This is a genomic window from Streptomyces sp. NPDC001549 (assembly GCF_042894025.1).
GTDB classification, from domain to species: Bacteria; Actinomycetota; Actinomycetes; order Streptomycetales; family Streptomycetaceae; genus Streptomyces; species Streptomyces kutzneri.
Genome location: NZ_JBIAVJ010000044.1, coordinates 23,527 through 42,185, shown reverse-complemented (window position 1 = coordinate 42,185; position 18,659 = coordinate 23,527). Strand labels below are relative to the sequence as shown.

The 18,659-nt window shown below is 69.5% G+C and carries 20 protein-coding genes and 2 pseudogenes; 7 read left to right on the top strand and 15 right to left on the bottom strand.

Annotation, left to right across the window (positions count from 1 at the left end; all coding sequences use genetic code 11):
• Positions 1-152 precede the first annotated feature (152 nt).
• Positions 153-728, bottom strand: a complete 576-nt coding sequence (locus ACFY04_RS40935; protein ID WP_272262319.1) for a TerD family protein — start codon at positions 726-728, stop codon at positions 153-155.
• A 224-nt stretch (positions 729-952) separates the two neighbouring features.
• Here ACFY04_RS40935 and ACFY04_RS40930 point away from each other — a divergent pair, with 224 nt between their 5' ends.
• The 3 genes and pseudogenes from ACFY04_RS40930 to ACFY04_RS40920 all read left to right on the top strand — a co-directional run.
• Positions 953-1,354 (top strand): BlaI/MecI/CopY family transcriptional regulator, encoded by a 402-nt coding sequence (locus ACFY04_RS40930; RefSeq protein ID WP_329377021.1) that lies wholly within the window; start codon positions 953-955, stop codon positions 1,352-1,354.
• A 5-nt stretch (positions 1,355-1,359) separates the two neighbouring features.
• On the top strand, positions 1,360-2,292 hold the full coding sequence (locus ACFY04_RS40925; RefSeq protein WP_389125710.1) for a M56 family metallopeptidase: 933 nt from the start codon (positions 1,360-1,362) through the stop codon (positions 2,290-2,292).
• A 126-nt stretch (positions 2,293-2,418) separates the two neighbouring features.
• A pseudogene (locus ACFY04_RS40920) lies at positions 2,419-2,775 on the top strand (universal stress protein); the annotation flags it as partial.
• A 39-nt stretch (positions 2,776-2,814) separates the two neighbouring features.
• Here the strand turns inward: ACFY04_RS40920 and ACFY04_RS40915 are convergent.
• The 12 genes from ACFY04_RS40915 to ACFY04_RS40860 all read right to left on the bottom strand — a co-directional run bounded on the left by ACFY04_RS40915 (position 2,815) and on the right by ACFY04_RS40860 (position 14,884).
• Positions 2,815-4,101, bottom strand: coding sequence for an MFS transporter (locus ACFY04_RS40915; protein WP_389125708.1), 1,287 nt, complete (start codon positions 4,099-4,101; stop codon positions 2,815-2,817).
• Positions 4,102-4,475: 374 nt separating this feature from the next.
• Positions 4,476-5,783: an ATP-grasp domain-containing protein gene (locus ACFY04_RS40910; protein WP_389125705.1), complete on the bottom strand. Its 1,308-nt coding sequence runs from the start codon at positions 5,781-5,783 to the stop codon at positions 4,476-4,478.
• A gap of 247 nt (positions 5,784-6,030) precedes the next feature.
• Positions 6,031-7,038 carry an isopenicillin N synthase family dioxygenase gene (locus tag ACFY04_RS40905; RefSeq protein WP_381744950.1) on the bottom strand — a complete coding sequence of 336 codons (1,008 nt, stop codon included), beginning with the start codon at positions 7,036-7,038 and terminating at the stop codon, positions 6,031-6,033.
• A 170-nt stretch (positions 7,039-7,208) separates the two neighbouring features.
• On the bottom strand, positions 7,209-8,084 hold the full coding sequence (locus tag ACFY04_RS40900; RefSeq protein ID WP_389125702.1) for a 2,3,4,5-tetrahydropyridine-2,6-dicarboxylate N-succinyltransferase: 876 nt from the start codon (positions 8,082-8,084) through the stop codon (positions 7,209-7,211).
• 109 nt (positions 8,085-8,193) lie between these two features.
• Positions 8,194-9,372, bottom strand: a complete 1,179-nt coding sequence (locus tag ACFY04_RS40895; protein WP_389125699.1) for a pyridoxal phosphate-dependent aminotransferase — start codon at positions 9,370-9,372, stop codon at positions 8,194-8,196.
• Positions 9,369-10,652, bottom strand: coding sequence for a diaminopimelate decarboxylase (gene lysA, locus ACFY04_RS40890; protein ID WP_381744953.1), 1,284 nt, complete (start codon positions 10,650-10,652; stop codon positions 9,369-9,371). The genes ACFY04_RS40895 and lysA overlap by 4 nt, the downstream gene beginning before the upstream one ends.
• A gap of 32 nt (positions 10,653-10,684) precedes the next feature.
• Entirely contained in the window at positions 10,685-11,380 is a 696-nt protein-coding gene (locus ACFY04_RS40885; protein ID WP_389125696.1) for a hypothetical protein, read from the bottom strand.
• Positions 11,381-11,445: 65 nt separating this feature from the next.
• A complete protein-coding gene (gene folE, locus ACFY04_RS40880) occupies positions 11,446-12,063 on the bottom strand; it encodes a GTP cyclohydrolase I (RefSeq protein ID WP_031147385.1) in 618 nt (205 codons plus the stop codon).
• Between the two features lies 1 nt (position 12,064).
• Positions 12,065-12,778 carry a 7-carboxy-7-deazaguanine synthase QueE gene (locus ACFY04_RS40875; protein WP_389125694.1) on the bottom strand — a complete coding sequence of 238 codons (714 nt, stop codon included), beginning with the start codon at positions 12,776-12,778 and terminating at the stop codon, positions 12,065-12,067.
• A 34-nt stretch (positions 12,779-12,812) separates the two neighbouring features.
• Positions 12,813-13,181 (bottom strand): 6-carboxytetrahydropterin synthase QueD, encoded by a 369-nt coding sequence (gene queD / locus ACFY04_RS40870; RefSeq protein WP_389125691.1) that lies wholly within the window; start codon positions 13,179-13,181, stop codon positions 12,813-12,815.
• Positions 13,181-13,852: a 7-cyano-7-deazaguanine synthase gene (locus ACFY04_RS40865; protein WP_389125688.1), complete on the bottom strand. Its 672-nt coding sequence runs from the start codon at positions 13,850-13,852 to the stop codon at positions 13,181-13,183. The genes queD and ACFY04_RS40865 overlap by 1 nt, the downstream gene beginning before the upstream one ends.
• A 177-nt stretch (positions 13,853-14,029) precedes the next feature.
• Positions 14,030-14,884, bottom strand: coding sequence for a BTAD domain-containing putative transcriptional regulator (locus ACFY04_RS40860; RefSeq protein ID WP_389125686.1), 855 nt, complete (start codon positions 14,882-14,884; stop codon positions 14,030-14,032).
• 353 nt (positions 14,885-15,237) lie between these two features.
• On the opposite strand from ACFY04_RS40860, the gene ACFY04_RS40855 reads away from it, so the two are divergent.
• A complete protein-coding gene (locus tag ACFY04_RS40855; RefSeq protein WP_389125683.1) occupies positions 15,238-15,390 on the top strand; it encodes an ATP-binding protein in 153 nt (50 codons plus the stop codon).
• A 249-nt stretch (positions 15,391-15,639) separates the two neighbouring features.
• Here the strand turns inward: ACFY04_RS40855 and ACFY04_RS40850 are convergent, their stop codons facing one another.
• On the bottom strand, positions 15,640-16,392 hold the full coding sequence (locus ACFY04_RS40850; RefSeq protein WP_389125681.1) for an alpha/beta fold hydrolase: 753 nt from the start codon (positions 16,390-16,392) through the stop codon (positions 15,640-15,642).
• 369 nt (positions 16,393-16,761) lie between these two features.
• On the opposite strand from ACFY04_RS40850, the gene ACFY04_RS40845 reads away from it, so the two are divergent.
• Together ACFY04_RS40845 and ACFY04_RS40840 are read left to right on the top strand one after the other, a co-directional pair.
• On the top strand, positions 16,762-17,235 hold the full coding sequence (locus ACFY04_RS40845; RefSeq protein ID WP_314245370.1) for a MarR family transcriptional regulator: 474 nt from the start codon (positions 16,762-16,764) through the stop codon (positions 17,233-17,235).
• 209 nt (positions 17,236-17,444) lie between these two features.
• Positions 17,445-17,690 carry a zf-HC2 domain-containing protein gene (locus tag ACFY04_RS40840; protein WP_389125679.1) on the top strand — a complete coding sequence of 82 codons (246 nt, stop codon included), beginning with the start codon at positions 17,445-17,447 and terminating at the stop codon, positions 17,688-17,690.
• Between the two features lie 5 nt (positions 17,691-17,695).
• Here ACFY04_RS40840 and ACFY04_RS40835 read toward each other — a convergent pair whose 3' ends face one another.
• Positions 17,696-18,145, bottom strand: coding sequence for a hypothetical protein (locus ACFY04_RS40835; RefSeq protein WP_389125676.1), 450 nt, complete (start codon positions 18,143-18,145; stop codon positions 17,696-17,698).
• Positions 18,146-18,172: 27 nt separating this feature from the next.
• On the opposite strand from ACFY04_RS40835, the pseudogene ACFY04_RS40830 reads away from it, so the two are divergent.
• Positions 18,173-18,642, top strand: a pseudogene (locus tag ACFY04_RS40830) (TetR-like C-terminal domain-containing protein); the annotation flags it as partial.
• Positions 18,643-18,659: the final 17 nt, after the last annotated feature.

The following is an 18,659-nucleotide window of genomic DNA, read 5'->3' as shown; positions in this document are numbered from 1 at the left end:
CCGCCCGGGCTCCCTGCCGCCCCCGCCCCCGGTTCGGGGGGCCCCCCCCGCCCCCTCTCCCCCCCCCCCTCGCGGGGCGGGGGCGCGGTTTTTGGGGGGGGGGGGGGGGGCCCGCGGGGCCCGGCGCCCCGCCCCCGTCTGCATGCGGTTGTTCAGACTCCGACGCCGAAGTCTGCGGCGATGCCGGACAAGCCGGAGGCGTAGCCCTGGCCGACGGCGCGGAACTTCCACTCCGCGCCGCTTCGGTAGAGCTCACCGAAGACCATCGCGGTCTCGGTCGAAGCGTCCTCGGATAGGTCGTAGCGGGCGATCTCCGCACCGCCGGCCTGGTTGACGACGCGGATGAAAGCGCCCCTCACCTGGCCGAAGCTCTGGCTGCGGGCCTCGGCGTCGTGAATGGAGACCGGGAAGACGATCTTTTCGACGTCGGCGGGCACGGTGGCGAGGTCGACCTTGACGACCTCGTCGTCCCCCTCGCCCTCACCGGTGAGGTTGTCGCCGGTGTGCTCGACGGAGCCGTCGGGGCTCTTGAGGTTGTTGTAGAAGACGAAGTGCTGGTCGGAGGGGACCTTCCCGGAGGCGTTCACCAGGAGCGCGCTGGCATCGAGGTCGAAGTCGACCCCGGTGGTCGTCCGGACGTCCCAGCCCAGGCCGACCAGCACGGCGGTCAGGCCCGGGGCCTCCTTGCTCAGCGAGACGTTTCCGCCCTTGGACAGGCTCACACCCATGTCGTGACTCCCATTCGGTGTCCCCGCGGCCCCGGCTGGCGCGCCCGTACCGTCGGATCAAGACGAATCTACAACACTGTAGAAGTATATTGGTGGGAGTTCGGCCGGTGTGGCGGCTTCGCGGAGGCGGACCGTTCGCGGTCCGCCGAGCAGTCGGCCGGTGGATCAGTACGATGAACCGCCACGCCGCGTCGGGTGAGGCCATGAGGCGGGAGGTTGACGGCATGACGGTGAAAGACTCGAGCGGTGCCGACCCGTCCCCCCGCCGGGGGCAGGGTGAACTGGAGGGCCAGGTACTCGCCGCGCTGTGCCAGGCGCCGGGGCCGGTCACGGCCGGCTGGGTCCAGGAACGCCTGGGCGGCGGCCTGGCCTACACGACGGTGATGACGATCCTGACCCGGCTGCAGGCCAAGGGCGCTGTGGCGAGGGAGCGGGTGGGCCGGTCGTTCGAGTGGATGGCGGTCGCCGACGAGGCCGGGCTGGCCGCTCTGCGGATGCGCAAGGTCCTGGATGCCGAGAGCGACCGGCAGGCCGTCCTGGCCAGCTTCGTGACCGCCCTCACGCCCGGGGACGAGGAGCTGCTGCGGGAACTGCTGGGCAAGGCGTCCGAGGCGGGGGAAGACTGAGGGACATGGGAATTTTCGTGTTCCTGCCGCTGGTGCTGCCCTTAACGGCGTGGCCGATCGCACGCCTGGCCGGGCATCATCTGCACCCGCGTACCGCGACGTGGCTGCTGACCGGCGCCGCGGCGGTGCTGGCGGTGTGCAGCACGCTGTGCCTGGCGCTGCTGATGGTGGTGGGGACCGCGCAGCTGCCCGGCAACCCGTTGCCGGACGGCTGGTCCGACCCGGAGGTGCGCGAAGCGGTCCCGTACGACGAGGTCGCCGGCAAGGCCGCCATCCCCGCGCTCCTCGCGGTGATCGCCTCGTGTACGTCGGCGGCGTGGCGCCACCGGCGCGTACGCCGACGCAGCCAGCGCGCACTTGCCGGGCTGCCCGCCACCCCGGTGGCCGTGCTGCCCGATGAGGTTCCGTACGCCTACGCGCTGCCCGGCTCGCGCCGTGACCGGATCGTGGTGAGCACGGGCATGCTGGCCGCGCTCTCCTCCCGCGAGCGCCGGGCACTGTTCGCGCACGAGCGTGCCCACCTCGCGGGGGGCCACCACCGGTTCCTGCTGGCCGTCCAGCTCGCCGCCCGCGCGAACCCGTTCCTGCGGCCGCTGAGGTCGGTGGTGGCCTACACCGCCGAGCGGTGGGCCGATGAGGACGCGGCGGCCAGGGTCGGCAGCCGCCGTACGGTGGCGGTGGCGATCGGCAAGGCGGCGCTGATCAGCCGCGGCGCCCCGCTGGCCACGCTGCCCGCGTTCGCGGCGGCGGGACCGGTGCCGAGCAGGGTCGCCGCACTGCTGGGGCCCGCCCCTGCCTCCAGCCGCTGGCCGTCGGTGTTCACCGCGGTGGGCGTGGCCACGTGGGGTGCGGCGGCCGGCACAACGGTGTCCGCACTGTCCTCGGCGAACTCCGCCGTCACCCTGTTCTTCATCCTCCACGCCGCCACACCGCTATGACCTGGCCCGGGGACGCCTGACGCGGCTGCCCCTGGTGGCGTGGGTGCGGCCTGCGAGAGAACCTGGGAGGACGAAGCGTGGGCCCAGCCCCGCAGCAGGAGCTGCGGGAAGAGGAGAGGCAGGGCGATGTCCGGTCCGGTCGTGGTCGGGGTGGACAGCTCGCCCTACGCCATGGCCGCCGTGGACGCCGCCGCACGGGAAGCACTGCTCAGAGGAGCGGAGCTGCATGTCGTGCACGCCTTCGTCTGGCCCGCCATGCACGTCCCACCCGGCGCCTCACCTCTCGGACCGCCCGGCGGAGGAGTGCGGGATCTGGTCGAGCACCTGCTTCACGAAGCGGTCGACCGGGCCCAGGCTGCAGCCCCAGGAGTGCGGACCACCAGCGCGGTGATGCCCGGCGAGCCGGTGGCCGCCCTGGAAGCGGAGTCACGCACGGCTCAGCTCGTGGTGGTGGGCCACCGTGGTACGGGCGGCATCCGAGGGCTTCTCCTGGGGCGGTGCTTCCGGCACGGAGCCGCGTGGTTACGTGAGTTCCTCGCCTTCGCCGCGTCCGGGCAGGCGTGTCGCAGGCGACTCGGACGGCGTGGGCGGGGCGGGCGTGGGGGTGGTGGAGCGGGCGGTGCCGAGCAGGAGCAGCGCGGCGCCGAGGGCGGCCACCGGGGTCACCAGCACGAACGCAGCCGCTCCCAGCGCGTCCGCGATGACGGCTCCGCCCGCCGCGCCGAGGGCGAAGCCGACCGTCGTACAACTGGTGGCCCAGCCCTGGGTCTCGTGCTCGTTGCCGGCCGGCCCCGTCGTGCCGACGACCGTGTACAGGCGTGCGAAGGCTGAGCCGATCGTCACACCGGTGAGCGGACAGACGATCAGCACCAGGACCGGGCCGACCGTCATCGCGAAGGCGAGCAGCAGAGTGCCCGCGGCGAACACGCCCACCAGGGCGGGAGGCATCCAACGGTGCGAGGTGGAGTGCGTGCCGAGGATGAGGGCTCCCACGATGCTGCCCAGCGAGAGGGCGGCGAGGAACCAGCCGCTGTAGCCGACGGCATCGTTCTGCTGGGCGTAGAGCGGCAGCACCACTTCGACCGCGGACAGCGCGCCGCCGAACAGGAACAGGGCGGCCAGTACCCGCAGCAGCGGTCTGGACCGCAGTGGCCCCCGCCAGTCCCTCGCCGTCGGAGCCAGCGTGCGAGGGATCTCGCGCACGGTGCACATCAGAACGACCGCTACGGCCATCAACACGCTGGACACAACGAACGGTGCGACAGGCGAGGCGCTGGTGGACAGCCAGGTCGCCAGGACGGGCCCGGCGATGAGGGTGACGTCGATGAGCGCGGATTCCAGGGAGTTCGCCGAGGCGCGCGCCCATTCGCCCGCCGCCGCGACCCAGTAGCCGCGGATCAGGATGCTCACCGGCGGAAAGCACAGACCGAGCAGGGCCACCGAGGCCATCACCACCCACAGGGGGAGCCGGTGCGCCGCGGACGCCATCAGGCCGGCCGTGGCCGTGAGATAGCCGATCAGGAAGAGGGTGACCACCACGGGTACCCGGTGGCGGTCGGCGAGCCGGCCGCGCAACGGGCTGCTCGCCGCGTTCGCCACCACCATGATGCTGACGGCCAGGCCGGCGGCGGCGTAGGAGTAGCGGGGCGCGAGCAGGAGCAGTGCGCTGACGGCGAGCATGTTGTACTGCAGTTTCGACGCCACGCTCGCGGCCGCCAGGCGCCCGCCGCCGGGAGCAGTCAGAAGCATCCGGTACGTGCCGAGAAGCCCCGGTGCAGGACGGCCGGTGGAAGTTTTGGTCGTGCTCACGCGGTCACCGCTCCCCTGCGGAGCAACGGGTGGAAGTGGGCCGGACGTCTGTCCGCATCCCGGCGATGCGGTCCGGGCAGCGGGCGGGACTGCCCCCTGGATTGTCGGTGTGGTGCACGGTTTCCTCTCTGGGGCCTTCGTCTCTGGGCGCGGCGAGCAGGCTCTCCACCTTCAGCGCAACTCGGCGGCAAGGTCGAAGACCGCTTCGTGGGCGTCTCGACATCGGTCGTGTCCAGGATGGTGGGCCACAGGTCCACACCGTGCGGCGGTACGAGGCCGGTGCCCGCGTGCGGCTCGGTGAGCAGGGCGGTGACCGGGAGCCGACCTGAGACCGGACCGGGCAGCCGCGGCTGTTTTGCGGTCCGGCCCGATGGTCACGACCGTTGCGCCTCGGTGTGGTCGGCGGGCCTGCGGGCGATCTCCAACGACACTTCCGCACGGATCGTCGCGAGGGTGCGGAGCACCGCGTCACCGTCGCTGCCCGACACGTAGAACCCCAGCGGGATGTTCATGCCGCTGCTGGTGACCGGGACCAGGTCGCCCGGCTGGTAGCCGATGAGCACCTCGTCTATGCCGTCCAGGGCGTCCACGGCGTCGAGTCCGTGGATGGCGGACAGCGTTCCGGGCTCATCGTCATTGCGGATGGCCAGGGCCCCGTAGCTGCCGTGGAAGGCGACCGGGGCGTCGAACGTCGCGGGCCGCTCTCCCAGGAAGCAGCTCAGGCCGTCGGCGAAGGGGTTCAGGTCGGTGTGCTTCTCCCACATGCCGACCACCGGGCCGCCCGGGAGGCGCGAGGCGATCTCCATCAGGTGCACGCCGTCCTCGGCGCACTTGACTTCGGTGTGGCTGGGCCCGTGCTCGATGCCGTACGCGTCCAGGGCCTGGCGCACGTACCGCTCGACCTCGTGCCAGCGTGGGTGGCTCTCGTCGATGCGGACGCTGTCCCAGATGGGGAAGTCGTAGTCGCGGTCGTCGGGCTGGCGGTATTGCCACATGTCCACCAGGCGGTGCTCGCCGCCGAAGCTGTAGAAGTTCGCCTGGATCTCCGGGCCCCGGACGTACTCCTCGACCAGCCACTCCCGGATGGGCCTGTCGAAGGCGTCGTGGGTCTCCAGGTGGTTCAGATCGCACAGGGCCTCGGCATCGCGGAGGAGGGTCACGCCCTTGGCGGCGGAGCCGAGAGTGGGCTTGAGGATCGCCGGGAACCCGATCTCGTGTGCGGCGGCGGCGATGTCCGACACGGAGCGCACGCGGCGGAATTCGGGTATGCGCAGCCCGGCTCGGTGGGCACGTTCACGCATGGCGGCCTTGTTGCGTCGCGCCCAGGCCAGAGTGTGGTCGTTGCCGGGCAGGCCCAGCAGGGCTGCGATCCGGTCGGCGATGTGGGTGCTGACCTCCAGCGCCGGAATGACGGCGCGGATGCGGAGACCGGCGCGGCGCAGCTCGCGGACGGCTGTCAGCGCGGCCTGCTCGGCCTCCTCGGCGGTCTCGGGGGCTCCGGTGTCGTTGACTTCGCCGTACAGCGTCACGTCGTCGCCGTCGGCGTGGCTGTCCCTCGTCGTGGTGTAGGTGCACGTGTAGAAGGAGACGACGAGGTATCCGGCGGCGCGGGCGGCGGTCTTGTAACCGGCGGTGGTGCGGCTCGGGTCGACCAGCAGTACTGCGGGACGGTCGGTTGTCATGGGCGTGGGCTCTCTGTTCGGCTCGGCGAGTGTGGAGGGTTCAAGGGGTTCGGGACATCGGGAGATGTGCTGAGGCGCTTGTGGTCATGCGGCGCTGCGGTGTTCCCGGAAGGGGTGGTCCGGCAGGAGCGAGTCGTACGGCTCTCCGGGCACGTCGGCCGTCCTCGGCCCCGGGTGGCAGCGGCGGTTCGAACAGGGCGGGTTTCGGCGCTGTTGAGTGCATGGGAGGTCTCCCCTGGTAGCCCCGTCAGGTCTGCTGCTGGAGGAGCTCGGGGTGGTGCCGGGCGATGACCTCTGGGAAGGCGCGCAGCATGCCACGCATGGTGTTGCTGCCGTAGCTCGATGTCAGTGGGTTGGCGGGGTCGTGCACCACGCCGGCCGCTTCGCGGACGAACCGGGTGGGCAGCGGCTGCATCGTCGCTTCGAGACGCGGGTTGTAGAAGAAGGGCGCCGAGTAGCGGTTCACACCGGATGCGGGGCTGACGACCCGGTGCGTGGTGGCTCGCAGGTAGCCGCGGGTGGCGACCTCCAAGAGCTCGCCCAGGTTCACGACGAAGGCGCCGGGGATCACCGGAACGTCGACGAAATCGCCCTCGTCGACGGACACCTGGAGGCCGCCGTGCTCGTCCTGGAGCAGTAGCGTGAGCAGTCCGTAGTCCTTGTGCACACCGATTCCCTGGTCGGAGTTCCCGCCGCCGTCGCGGCCGGGGTAGTGCAGGAGTTTGAAGTGCACGTGCGGGTCGGGCGAGACGACGTGGTCCAGGAAGTCCGCCGGTGCCTCGAGCGAGGCGAGGATCAGTCGGAGCAGGCGCTGTGACACTCGGGTGAGCGCTGAGATCCAGTCGATGGTCGCCGACCGGAGCTCGGGCATGCCCTGCGGCCACTGGTTCGGGCCTGCCAGCCAGAGGTAGCCGGGATCGTCCGGGCCGCGGGGTACCTGCTTCTCCTGTTCGGGGCCGATGTCCAGCTGCGCTCGCTGGTCCGGCCTGCCCTGGGTGAGCTCGCGGCCGACTTCCGAGTAGCCGCGGAAATGGGGGGAATTGAGGATGCTCAGCTGCTCCAGCTCGGACTGGGGCAGGGCGAAGAAGTCACGCGCCAGCTGCAGCATCCGATCGGCTCCTTCCACTTCGTGGCCGACGAGTTGGAAGAAGCCGATCTCGTGGATGGCCGAGCGCAGACTGTCGAGGAACGCCGCGCGGGCCTCGGGACCACGGTCCGCATCCCTGAGATCGAGGACGGGAAAGACGTCGGACATGTGATTCCTTACTGTGTCGTGGAAGGGGTGACGGCAGGGAGGGCCGCTGTCATGGTCAGACCGAGCCGGTCCGCGCGTTCGCCCGCCGAACGGATGGCTGCCTCCGCACCGTTGGACGACGGCCCTGAGCCGTGGTCAACGCTGGAGACCGGGGCGCCGCCGTCATGGCCTCAGAGGGCGGTGCCGTGTTCGCGGAACAGGCTGTCCAGCAGGAGCTTGTCGTGTTCCTCCCCCTCGCCCAGACGCCTGATCACGAGCAGGCAGGGAACTCCGAACTCACCGCCGGGAAACATCCGCAGGCGGGTCGAGCTCACACACACCGACCAGGCTGGCGCCTGTCCGCGCGGCAGTTCCTCTCCGGTGTCCGCATCGAACACGCGCGTGCTGCCCGTCAGCAGCACGCCGGCGCCCAGCTTTGCCCCCCGCCGTACACGGGCTCCCTCGACGATCACCGAGCGGGATCCCACGAATGTCTCGTCCTCCACGACGACGGGGGCGGCACCCGGCGGCTCGAGAACGCCACCGATGCCGACGCCTCCCGACAGATGCACGTTGCTGCCGATCTGTGCGCAGGAGCCCACCGTCGCCCAGGTGTCGACCAGTGTTCCGGCTCCGACGTGGGCTCCGATGTTGACGTAGGACGGCATCAGCACCACTCCGGGCGCCAGATGGCTGCCCCAGCGTGCGATCGCGCCCGGCGCCACCCGCACTCGGTCGAAGCGCCGTTTCAGCGGAAGGCGATCCTGGTACCGGAAGGGCCCGGCCTCCGACGTCCGCATGCTCAGCACCCTGAAAGCCAGCAGGATCGCGCGTCGAGCCCGCTCGTCCACCACGACCTCGTCGCTGGCCTGGTCCACGGCGGCCACCCGTGCGGCACCGCTGTCGAGCAGGTCGATGGCCTCGGTGACGGTACGGCGGGCTGCGTCGTCCGTGGGTGAGAGGTCGGCGCGCCGCTCCCACAGCTCATCGATCGCCTCCGGGACGGGACTGCTGCGAGAGACGGAGAAGGGGGTTGCGTCGGCCGTCCGGCCGTGATGCTGGGGCATGAGGCCTCCGTAGGTTGTGAGGCGGCCCGGGAGGGCCGGATGTGGCTGATGAGGACTTGCCTTCAGCGGCTTCTCCGGGGCCGCCCGTCACACAAGCGGCCAGACCTCGTCACTGAGACTCCTGAGATGCCGTGTCGGACGGATCAGCACTGCGCCGCCGGGCCGCGGCAGGGCGCAGCAGCGCCAGCCGGGAGGCGATCGCCGACAGGTCGTGAACGGCCGCGATGCGGACGTATCCGTCGCCGCGAGGCCCGAACTCGCTGCCCGGTGTCACGACCACACCGGCGTGCGCGGCTGCATGGTGGGCAAATGCACGTCCCCCGTCCTCGGGCACGGCCACCCACGCGAACAACCCTCCTCCGGGAGAAGCACACGGCAGTCCCAGGGCGTTGAGCCGGTCGACCAGGTCCGAGACCCGGCGCGCGTTGCGGGACCGCTGCTCCGCGGCATGCCGGTCGTCGGCGAGCAGGCTCGCGGCGAACTGCTGGGAGGCCGCCGCGGCCATGAGGCCCCCCTGCCTGCGGCGGTGTACGAGTCCGGCGACCAGCGTAGGGTCGCCGGCGTAGAAGCCGACTCGGAGTCCGGGTGCGTTCGACCGCTTGGACAGGCTGTGGACGGTGAGCACACCGTCCAGGCCGCCGCGCAGCACGGTCCGCGGTTCGTGGCACCAGGTGGTCTCGGCGTACGCCTCGTCGGACACCACGAGCACGCCGTGTGCACGCCCCCACGCAGCGACCCGGTCCAGGTCCTCGACGACCCCTGTGGGGTTCGCGGGACTGTTGACCCACAGGCACAGTGCGCGGCTCACCACATGCGGCGCGATGCGGTCCAGGCGGATACGGAACGTCTCGTCGACGGGGACGCGGTGGACCCGCAGCCCTGCCAGCCGGGCGCCGAACGCGTACGACGGATAGCCCAGGGCCGGGATCAGCACGGTGTCACGCCCGGCGCCCCTGGCGTGTTGCTGTGTCAGGTCCCGGAGGAACAGCGGGAGCGTGGAGATGAACTCCTTGGATCCCACACAGGCCGCAACCGCCTCCGGCGGAACGGCGACTGCGTACCTGCGGAGCAGATACCCGGTGATCGCGTCGCGCAACTGCGGGGTACCGGCACTCGGCGGATATGCGGCGGCCACCCGGGCGCGGGGCTGGCGGGACGGATGCGCCGCACCCGGGACCCGCGGCTGAGGGTCGCAGGGAATCCCGAGCGACAGGTCCAGGGGCCTGTGCCCGGACGCCCCGGCCAGAGCCAGCGCTTCGTCCCTGCTCCACGACCGGGCGCCGCTCATGTGACACCGGGCGCCGCGAGCCTGGCCGGTGTGCAGTCCAGTGTGGCGAAGTAGTCCTGCTGGCTCTCCGCCCTCCGGATCCGCTCGATGCTGCCGTCCGGGTGCAGCAGCAGCTCCTGGGGCCGCAGCCGGCCGTTGTAGGTGAACCCCATCGAATGGGCATGAGCCCCGGTGTCGTGGATGAGCAGGAGGTCGCCCTCGGACACGGCGGGCAGAGCACGCTGCCGGGCGAACTTGTCGTTGTTCTCGCAGAGCGAACCGACGACGTCGACCACCTCGCAGGGCCGGCCGGCGGAGTCGTGAACGGTGATGTGGTGGTAGGCCGACTCATAGAGGGCCGGACGCATCAGGGCACTCATGCTGGCGTCGACCCCGACGAACTCCCGGAACTTGCTCATCCTGTTCAGTACCCGGGTCACCAGGACGCCGTGCGGCCCGGTGACGAAGCGCCCGCTCTCGAAGCACACGCGAGGCCGGGTCACGCCATGACGCTTCTCCCATTCCTCGAGGCGGCCGCGGATCCTGCCGGCGAGCTCGGCGAGGGCGAACGGCCGCTCGTCAGGGCGGTACGGAATGCCCAGCCCGCCACCGAGGTTGACGAAGCCGACCTCGATGCCGAGCTCGGCGCGCAGCCGTACGGCCTGATCCAGGAGGAGGTCGAGCGTCAGCAGGAACGGTTCCAGTGTCAGATATCCCGAGCCCAGCATCATGTGCAGGCCGAAGGACTCGACCCCCAGCCGCTGTGCCCGCGCGCACACCTGAGCCAGCCGGTCGGCGGGGATACCGAACTTGGCCGACTCGGCGTCCCCGAGACGGGAGTCCAGGATCCCCTGCCGGTCCTTGCCCGGATGGACCCGGAAGCACAGGGTGCGGGGAACGTCGGGCAGGGCGGCGAGCTTGTCGAGCACGGCCTCGTCGTCCACGTTGACGAGTGCGCCGCTGCCGACGGCGGCTTCGAGCTCCGCGGAGCTGGTGTTGTTCGAGGTGAAGCAGATGTCATGACCGCTCGCACCAGCCTGGCGGGCGAGGGTGAGTTCGGGCAGGGAGCTGCAGTCGAACCCGAAACCGCGATCGGCGAGGATCTTCAGAGCTGCCGGGTTCGGAAGGGCCTTGACCGCGAAGTATTCGCGGTAGGGGGTGCCCGCGAAGGCCTGGTCGAACTCGTCGCAGGTGTCCTTGATGCCCTGCACGTCATACAGGTGGAACGGAGTACCGAAATGCTCCGCGGCCCGCGTCACCACCGAGCCGAGACGTCGCTCGAACGACGAGCTGATCGGCATGGAGGCTCCTTTCCTTGTCGTGGGCGACGGGCTCAGTGCCCGATGGTCGCCGTGATGACGGCACGCGCACGCTCGCCCGACAGGGGGCGTTCGTAGAGGAAGGTCTCGGTGGTGACCTCGGAGAACCCGGCGGCGAGGGCTTCGTCGCGGATATACCGGGCGGACAGCCAGTGGAACCCGTCGACGCCGGGGGCGCACTGGGCTGCACTGCCGTCCTGGGTGCTGTCGTTGGAAGCGATCAGGGTCCCCCTGCCGGTCGCGTTCCCACTCAGCCAGGTGCGGATCCGCGTCAGCGTGGGGGACAGGCCGTGCTTGGCGGTGTAGAGGTGGCCGAGGAGGCCGTCCATGTAGATGACCGGCCAGTCCCCTTCGGGGGACCAGGTGGTCACGTCGCCCTGCAGCGCGTCGACGCCCTTCGCCTTGGCCATCGCGACTGCTTCGGGCATTGCATCGACGGCGAGCACGCGATAGCCGCCTTGAGCGATGTCGCTCTCCACAGCGGCGTTGCCGCTGCCCAGGCTCAACAGCCTTGACGTCCCGTGGTCTTTGAGCGCGCCGACGAGCTTGTCCTGCATCCATTCGCGATAGGCGGAGGAGTACGTGGAGGGTGTGACCGAGTCGCCGCGCGCTTCACCGCGCTCCCATATCTCGAAGAGATTCGGCTCTCCGTCGCTGCGCGGAAGGTAGAACCGCATCAGATCGTTGATGCCGGCATTTGTCGAAGTCATTTGATGTCACCCCTTCTGAGGGACAGAAGTCATGGAGTTATTCCTGCTGAGTGGTCGTCGGCCGGCTACCAGCGCGGCGCGTTTCCGGAGGCGTGTGCCAGGGTCTGCAGGTGGCTGCGTTCCGGGCCGTCCTTCTGGAATACGCCGCCGAACACGGCGGAGGTCATCAGCGCGCCCGTCCGGATGCCACGCATGGTCATGCAGAGGTGTTCCCCCCTGCCGATCACCGCGACGTCCGGGGACCCGGTGATGTCCTCGATCTCCTTGGCGATATCAGCCACGAGCCGCTCCTGGACCTGCAACTTGTGGGCGTGCTTGTGGGCGATGCGGCCGAATTTGGACAGGCCGAGAAGGTTCTTGGCACTGCGGTAGGCGATATTCAAGGTGCAGTTGAAAGGTAGGAGGTGGTGTTCGCACAGCGACCAGACACGCATGTCGGACACGAACACCAGCTGGTCCTCGCTGACGCTGTCGAACAGTGTCTCGACCTTGCCGGCTTCATAGTCGATGAACTCCCGCCACCACTGTGCGTAGCGGCGGGGGGTGTCGACCAGTCCTTCGCGGTCCGGGTCCTCTCCAATGGCCACGAGTAGCTGCCTGGCAATCGTTTCCAGAGAATCAGGGTAGATCTCGGACCCGTTCGGAGCATCGGTCGAACGAAGGGGTTCAAGGGTGCTTGCCATCTCATACTCCTCGTCTGTCGCCCCAGGCGAGCACGTGCAGACGGGTGGAGAGGTTCCATCCGCGCTGAACCACCTCGCCCGCGATGTTGCCGAGATGTCGTGTGACATCCGGCTGGTTCTTTCCTTCAGGCATGATCCAGACAGGCGTCAGCCCCAAGCGTTCCTGCAGGGCGGCGACTTCGGTCAGGTCATGGTGCGACCTGCACACGAATTTGAACGCGACCCCGGGGGTCTTCTGCAGCGTCTTCAGGGCGTTCGGCTTGATGCGACGACTCTCGGGTTCCCCGGAGTGCGCGAGTTTCGGGGACACGTTGAAACGAACGCCGAGTCCAACGAGTTCATCCGTCGGCACGATGGTTCCGTTGGTCTCGATCTCCACCGATATGCCGTGGTCACGCAGGGACCGCACGAGCGGGATGAGTCGCTTCTGCTGCTGCAGAGGCTCGCCGCCGCTGATGACGATGAGGGCGACATCCATGGCGAGCAGGCTCTCCAGCACCTCGTCCGTCGTGCGCCGGGTCAGTTCCTTGCGCGGGTCGTAGGCCCGGCCCTCGTCGCTGACCCCCTTCCAGTCCCAGGTGTAGGGGGTGTCGCACCACCGGCACGACAGATTGCATCCCCCGAGACGAACGAAGGCACAGCGCTGGCCCGACGAGGGGCCCTCTCCCTGCACGGTGGGACCGAAAACCTCGTTCACGACGATGGTCGATGTCATGACACTCCCGCTCCGTCAGTCGATCGAAGCGGGCTCAGGGCCTGTACTCCGCCCATGTCTTGGGGGTTTCCGATATGCGGACCGCTGAGATCTCCCGAAATCGCTCGGACCACACCGTGTAGATCCACATCGCCATGTTCTCGGCGGACGGGTTGCAGTCGGGGATCACGTCGTTCAGATGCCGGTGGTCAAGTTCTGCATCGATCCACTTCTTGAAGTCGGAGAGGTCGCCGTAGTCGCGCACGAATCCGGCGGTCGTCAGTTCGTTCACGGCGGCCGACAGCTCCAGTTGAACGATGTAGTTGTGGCCGTGCAGGCGCGCGCACTGGTGGTCCTGGGCCAGGTGATCCAGGCGGTGACTTGCTGAGAAGGCAAATTCCTTGGTGATGCGGAACACGAACATCAGTCCCTTGCGTAGACGGTGGGGTCTTGAACGTTGGCCTTCTCGAATGAGGTCCGGCGGTCGTAGCAGGTCGCGCAGACCCCGCATTGCTCATCACCCCCGCGGAAGCAGCTCCAGGTCTCCTGCCACGGGACGCCGAGTGCTTCGCCGAGGAGGATGACCTTGTGCTTGGGCATGCGGATGAACGGGGCGATGACGGCGAGGTTTTCGGGGGCGAAGCCCGCACACGCCACGCGTTCCATCGCATTGAAGGCGGCGAGGAATTCCGCCGAGCAGTCCGGTCCGGTGTCGGCATCGCCGGCCACGGTGCCGATAGCAACGTTGTCAGCCCTCTCCGCTGCCGCCTTCGCGAAGGCGACGGAAAGAAGGATGACATTCCTGTTCGGCACCACGTTGACCACACCGGATACTTCGCCGCCGTGGTCCGGCACCCCGACTTCGCTGTCGGTCAGCGCGTTGCCGGGAAGCAGTGTCCCGATCGAATGCAGATCGGTTACCTCGTGTGGTGTGTTGAGTCGTCGGGCCGTTCGCCGGGCGAACTCGTGCTCCTTGCGATGGCGCTGGCCGTAGTCGATGGACAGCAGGGACAACCGATGTCTCTCTGCATGAAGATGGTGGGCGAGAACGACCGAATCCATCCCACCGGAAATGACGGCGACTGTTCGATCCATGCTCGTTTCTTCTCCTTGGTGCGGGGGAGGGGAGAGAATGTCCGGCCGCTCGGTGCGGACACGAGCTCTTCTCTCGCAGATACTCTCGCCGCATTGGCTAATGACGCACTAACGGGATGCTGTTGGTTGCGTTCCGGGATCACTCCCGCTTGCGGCGGGCGGTCTTTCGGGTCGTGGTCAAGCGGCGGGAGGACAATTTCGCCGCTGGCCGGTCCGGTGGGCGGTACTGCAGCAGCAGCCTGTGTCGTGCCCCGACCGCCGGCCCGGGTCCTGGTTCGCTCCCGAGTCACGCTGCCCCGGACTCGCGGTATTCGACCGGAGCACGGCGGCGTGTGTCTGCCGCAGTTCTGCTCCGGGATCAAGCCCGAGTTCCTCCGCGAGACGCCTTCGTACGGCTTCGTACACCTCCAGGGCGTCGACCTGGCGACCCGCCGCGTGCAGACAGGCCATCAGCTGCGCTGCCAGGCCCTCACGCAACGGATGCAGGCCGAGTGCGTCCCGAAGGCCCGCCACGGCCTCCGACGGCCTCCCGATACGGCGCAGGCGTTCGGCCAGCGACTCCCAGGCGTCCAGACGCGCGTCCTCCCAGGGGGTGGTGAGGTCATGCCAGGCGCTCGTTCCCGCCAGGTCGGGCAGCGCTTGTCCGCGCCACAGCGCGAGGGCCTCACGCAGGAGGCCGATGGCCTCGGCGTCCTCGTCCTGCTCCGCGGCGGCCTGGAGCAGCTGCGAGAACCGGTGCGCGTCAACGCTGTCGGCCTCGACGGCGAGTACGTATCCGGGCGGGCGTGTCTCGATGGACATGTCGGGGCTGAACAACTGCCGCAGCGCGGAGATGTGCCCGTGCACGATGGTGCGTGCATGCTTGGGAGGACCTCCCTCCCAGAGCAGATCCACCAGCCGGTCCAGCGGTACGACGCGATTCGCCTCCAGTGCCAGGAGGGAAAGGATCACGCGCCGCTTGCCGGTCGCGACCCGGAGGGGATCCCCACGGTCGGTGATCAGTTCTACGGGGCCTAACACACGGACGTGCATGGAGATGCCTTTCTTGAACCTCGTCCGGTACTGCGTGAACCGGACGATCGGTTGCCTGCATCGGGATTCGCGCACCCGTTGATGTCGGCGACCAGAGGTTTCGTCCACGCCTGACCCGGGTCCGACAGATCGAGCCCTGCCCCGGATCCGGGGCAGGGCGACGTTCCCGAGCAGCCGGTGGTGGTGAGGTGCGGGTCACGGCTCGACACTCGCGGTGGGCGCCCGCCGCTCGCGTCGGTAGCCTTCACCTATACGACTTCCTGCGGTGATCCATGGGCGACCGGGGTCTTCCCGGATTCCCCTCCGGCGTGCTACCGCACAGGTCGTCGATCACACCTGGGGCGAACACGGATGTGCTGATCGGCCGTCAGGACGAGATGCGCAGGCTCGACGCCCTGCTCCGAGCGGCACGGGAGGGCCGGGGCGGTCCTCTGGTTCTGCGTGGTGAGCCGGGCATCGGCAAGAGCGCGCTGCTGCGGCACCTGGACGGGGCCGGGACCGGATGACCCCAGCGACGGGGTCGTGGACCCCGGGCGGGACCGTGCTGGTGGGGCGCAGCTGCCACTGCGGTGCACACCGGCCGAGAATACTGCTCGCCGGCGTGCTTCCCGATGCACGGCCGCTACGGAGAACTGGGAGGAGCCGGAGGGTAGTTCCTCGGACCTGCCCTGCTCGGGCCGCTATCCGGTCGGCAGCGGTAGCCGACGGCCGGCAACGGGCGCCGCGCCGGGCCCAGGACGCCGGCGCCCCGGCGGTCACGCGCCCAGGTCTGCCCAGAACTTCTCCAGGACGCCGGCCGCGGTGGCGGGGTCCTGGAGCATCCACCAGTGGCCCAGGCCTTCGAGGGGCTCGAAGTGCGCGCCAAGAGTGGCGGCCACCACCTGTGCGGCAGGACCGTCGAACGGGTCGAGCGTCGGGTGGAGGACCAGGCCCGGAGTGCTGGTCGGTGACATCAGCTCCGTCCCCCAGCGTGCGAACGGATTGGGGGTCGCGGAGCGGTACAGCGCGAGGACGGACGAGGCCATGGTCGCGTCGAAGCTCTCGCCCATTGCCCGGGCGTCGTCCTCGGGAGCGCCTGCGGCTCGCAGTTGGCCGGAGGCGCTGAGGGGACTCGCGGGGTCGGTGTCCTCCAGAGTGGCGGTCGCCCACGCCTCCCCCGATACCGGTGTCTGCCAGAGCTGTGCGATGTCATGCCATACGTAGGCAGGGTGAAGGATACCGGCGACATCCACGGACCAACTGCGCAGAGTGACACGGGACCTGGTGGCGATCCGTGCCACCAGGAGGCCTCCCCAGTCGTGTCCCACGAGGTCGATCGGGCCATCGAGCTCGTGCAGTTCCCCCTCCATCCACTCCACGTACTCGTCCATGGAAGAGCCGAATCCGTCGGGGAGGGGCGCACCGAATCCGGGAAGCCGCAGGGCGACCGAGGCGGTGCCCAGGCGGGCCCGCAGCCGGTCCCACAGATCACCGGTCTCGGGTACGCCGTGAACGAAGACTGCCGTCATGAAAATTCCTTCTTCTTCGGGAGGCAACGGATGGCCGTGCAGGAGCGGCCCATTCGTGACAACGGCGGTATCGCGGAACAGGTTCACCAGGCCTCACACGGTGGACGACACCCCGGCACAGGCCGGTTCACGGGTTCGCACCGGCGCCCCGCCGCCGTTACGCACACCGGCACGGATACCCCCGTGCCGCGGTAGCGCTGAACCGGATCGGCTCGGCGTGCGGACGTACTGGCCGGGGCCCTGGGCCCTGGGCCGTGTACCGGGTGTGGGCTTGGCCGGGGAGCGGGGTACTGAACCGACGGCTGCTCCGTGCCGTAGGAACGCTGAGGCCTGCGACCGTGCAGACGGTCGGCAATGAGAGGAGCGCCCATGACGCAGCCCCGGTCGCCGGCGTTGACCGACGAGTGCGGCGTATCGCTTCGGGACGATCTCTCCTTCGCCCTGTACGTGGCGGCACGGGCGTGGGTCGGGCACTACCGCCCGTTCCTGGCCGAGCTCGGACTCACCTATCCCCAGTTCCTGGTGATGCAGGTGCTCTGGTCGCGCGGGCGGGTCACCGTCAAGGATCTGGGCGAGGAACTCGGCCTGGACTCCGGCACGCTGTCCCCCCTTCTGAAGCGACTGGAGGGCGCAGAATTGGTCGACAGACACCGCAGTGTCAGCGACGGACGCCAGGTGCAGGTGTCCAGCACGGAGTCGGGCCGCGCCGTGCGCGATCGCGCACGCCGCGTCGTGGAATCGGCCCAGCAGGCCCTGCGTTACCCACCGGAGCAGTACGACGCCCTCATCCCTGCCCTGCACGCGCTGACCGGGCGCCTGCGCGCGGGAACGCCCCCGGGGTAGCCCCGTCGCCCCGCCCTCGCCGGGGCTCTGGGAACGCCTCCCGCGCTCCGCCCACGAAGGTCACCGCCGATCGAGTCGAGGCGGCGTACCGGAACGATTCCGTTGCCGCACGGCAGCCCGTAGGGTGGGACGGACTCCGGCGTCGCGTCACAGCGGACAACCGACGTACCGGCCAGGACGGCGGCTGGATCGAAATTTCGGAGAGTCCTTTGGAATGCGAACGCGCCCGTACCGCCTTTGCCACTCAGATGCTCGGCGGTCTCGACGGACCGCAGCGCGAGTGTGTGGCCGAGCACCTGGACCGGTGCCCGTCGTGCCGTGCCGAGCGGGACGAGCTGTTGGCCCTTCTGCCGCTGCTCGACGCGGTGCGGCCCTACGAACTGGAGGGAGTGCCGGCTCCCGACCCCGAGCGGGCCGTGCGGGCCGCTCGCGAACTGGTGACTGACCCGGACTGACCCCCTCAGGGCCGGCCCGGCAGGGCGCGGCAGCCGAGCCGCTCCGTTCGGGATCCTCCCGCAGGTGTCGTAAGAGCCGGTCGCGCCTTTCGGGGTGCTGTCAGCCGCCCGGTCCTTCGGCGGGGCGGGTCGGCCGTGCGAGCGGCCGTCCGTCTCCGCATCGCGAGGAGTGTGAGCATTGCGGTGGTGGCCGGAAGGGCGACGAGGCCGACGTGCAGGAGAGCAGTGGTCCGCATCCCGTAGAGCTGCGTCAGGACGTCGGCCCCCAGGGTCGGGAGGCTCATCGCCGCATAACCGTGCACGTGGTACGCGGCCAGGGTCGCACTCCGGTCCGGCCGCAGGGCCGGGGCGATAACTGTCTCCAGCGAGCCCTGCGACGCCGCGCCGAAAGCGACGCCGGCCAGGACGGCCGCGGTGAACAGGGCGGGCAGGCTCACCAGGTGCATGCCTGCCAAGGACCCTGACGCTCCGAGCTCGCCAAAGCAACTGATGCGCTTGCGCGGCCGTCGGGTCGCCCCGAGCTGACCGTTCCCCTCGTCGCGGCCCGGGCCGGCGTCACGCCGTTCACCATTTACCGCCGCTGGAGCGACCTGCAGGAACTGCTGTCAAACGTCGCCGTCGAGCACTTCTGTGCGCACACTCCGCCGGAGGACCGCGGCCACTCGTCGGCGGACCTGGAGGGCTGAGCCGAACAGCTTCTGGAGGGTGTGGGCTCTCCCGTGGGCCGTGCCCACATCCGTGACGCCCTCCTCGGAGACCCCAACGGCGACAACGCGGCGCAGTGCTCGGCCTACGCCGCGGAGCAGATCGGCATCGTGCTGGCCCGGGGGGAGTGCGGCGAAGAAGCCCGGACGTCGAGACGGTCATCGACCGGGTCGTGGCGCCCATGGTGTACCGCATCCCCTTCCGCCCCGGCGACCTCACCGCCGCCGACGCGCACCGGCTCGTACGGGAAGCCTGCACGGGTTC

Bases quoted from the DNA above. Each gene is read 5' to 3' on its own strand.
- ACFY04_RS40935 (WP_272262319.1), bottom strand. From the start codon at position 728: ATGGGTGTGAGCCTGTCCAAGGGCGGAAACGTCTCGCTGAGCAAGGAG.
- ACFY04_RS40930 (WP_329377021.1), top strand. From the start codon at position 953: ATGACGGTGAAAGACTCGAGCGGTGCCGACCCGTCCCCCCGCCGGGGG.
- ACFY04_RS40925 (WP_389125710.1), top strand. From the start codon at position 1,360: ATGGGAATTTTCGTGTTCCTGCCGCTGGTGCTGCCCTTAACGGCGTGG.
- ACFY04_RS40910 (WP_389125705.1), bottom strand. From the start codon at position 5,783: ATGACAACCGACCGTCCCGCAGTACTGCTGGTCGACCCGAGCCGCACC.
- ACFY04_RS40905 (WP_381744950.1), bottom strand. From the start codon at position 7,038: ATGTCCGACGTCTTTCCCGTCCTCGATCTCAGGGATGCGGACCGTGGT.
- ACFY04_RS40900 (WP_389125702.1), bottom strand. From the start codon at position 8,084: ATGCCCCAGCATCACGGCCGGACGGCCGACGCAACCCCCTTCTCCGTC.
- ACFY04_RS40895 (WP_389125699.1), bottom strand. From the start codon at position 9,372: ATGAGCGGCGCCCGGTCGTGGAGCAGGGACGAAGCGCTGGCTCTGGCC.
- lysA (WP_381744953.1), bottom strand. From the start codon at position 10,652: ATGCCGATCAGCTCGTCGTTCGAGCGACGTCTCGGCTCGGTGGTGACG.
- ACFY04_RS40885 (WP_389125696.1), bottom strand. From the start codon at position 11,380: ATGACTTCGACAAATGCCGGCATCAACGATCTGATGCGGTTCTACCTT.
- folE (WP_031147385.1), bottom strand. From the start codon at position 12,063: ATGGCAAGCACCCTTGAACCCCTTCGTTCGACCGATGCTCCGAACGGG.
- ACFY04_RS40875 (WP_389125694.1), bottom strand. From the start codon at position 12,778: ATGACATCGACCATCGTCGTGAACGAGGTTTTCGGTCCCACCGTGCAG.
- queD (WP_389125691.1), bottom strand. From the start codon at position 13,181: ATGTTCGTGTTCCGCATCACCAAGGAATTTGCCTTCTCAGCAAGTCAC.
- ACFY04_RS40865 (WP_389125688.1), bottom strand. From the start codon at position 13,852: ATGGATCGAACAGTCGCCGTCATTTCCGGTGGGATGGATTCGGTCGTT.
- ACFY04_RS40860 (WP_389125686.1), bottom strand. From the start codon at position 14,884: ATGCACGTCCGTGTGTTAGGCCCCGTAGAACTGATCACCGACCGTGGG.
- ACFY04_RS40850 (WP_389125681.1), bottom strand. From the start codon at position 16,392: ATGACGGCAGTCTTCGTTCACGGCGTACCCGAGACCGGTGATCTGTGG.
- ACFY04_RS40845 (WP_314245370.1), top strand. From the start codon at position 16,762: ATGACGCAGCCCCGGTCGCCGGCGTTGACCGACGAGTGCGGCGTATCG.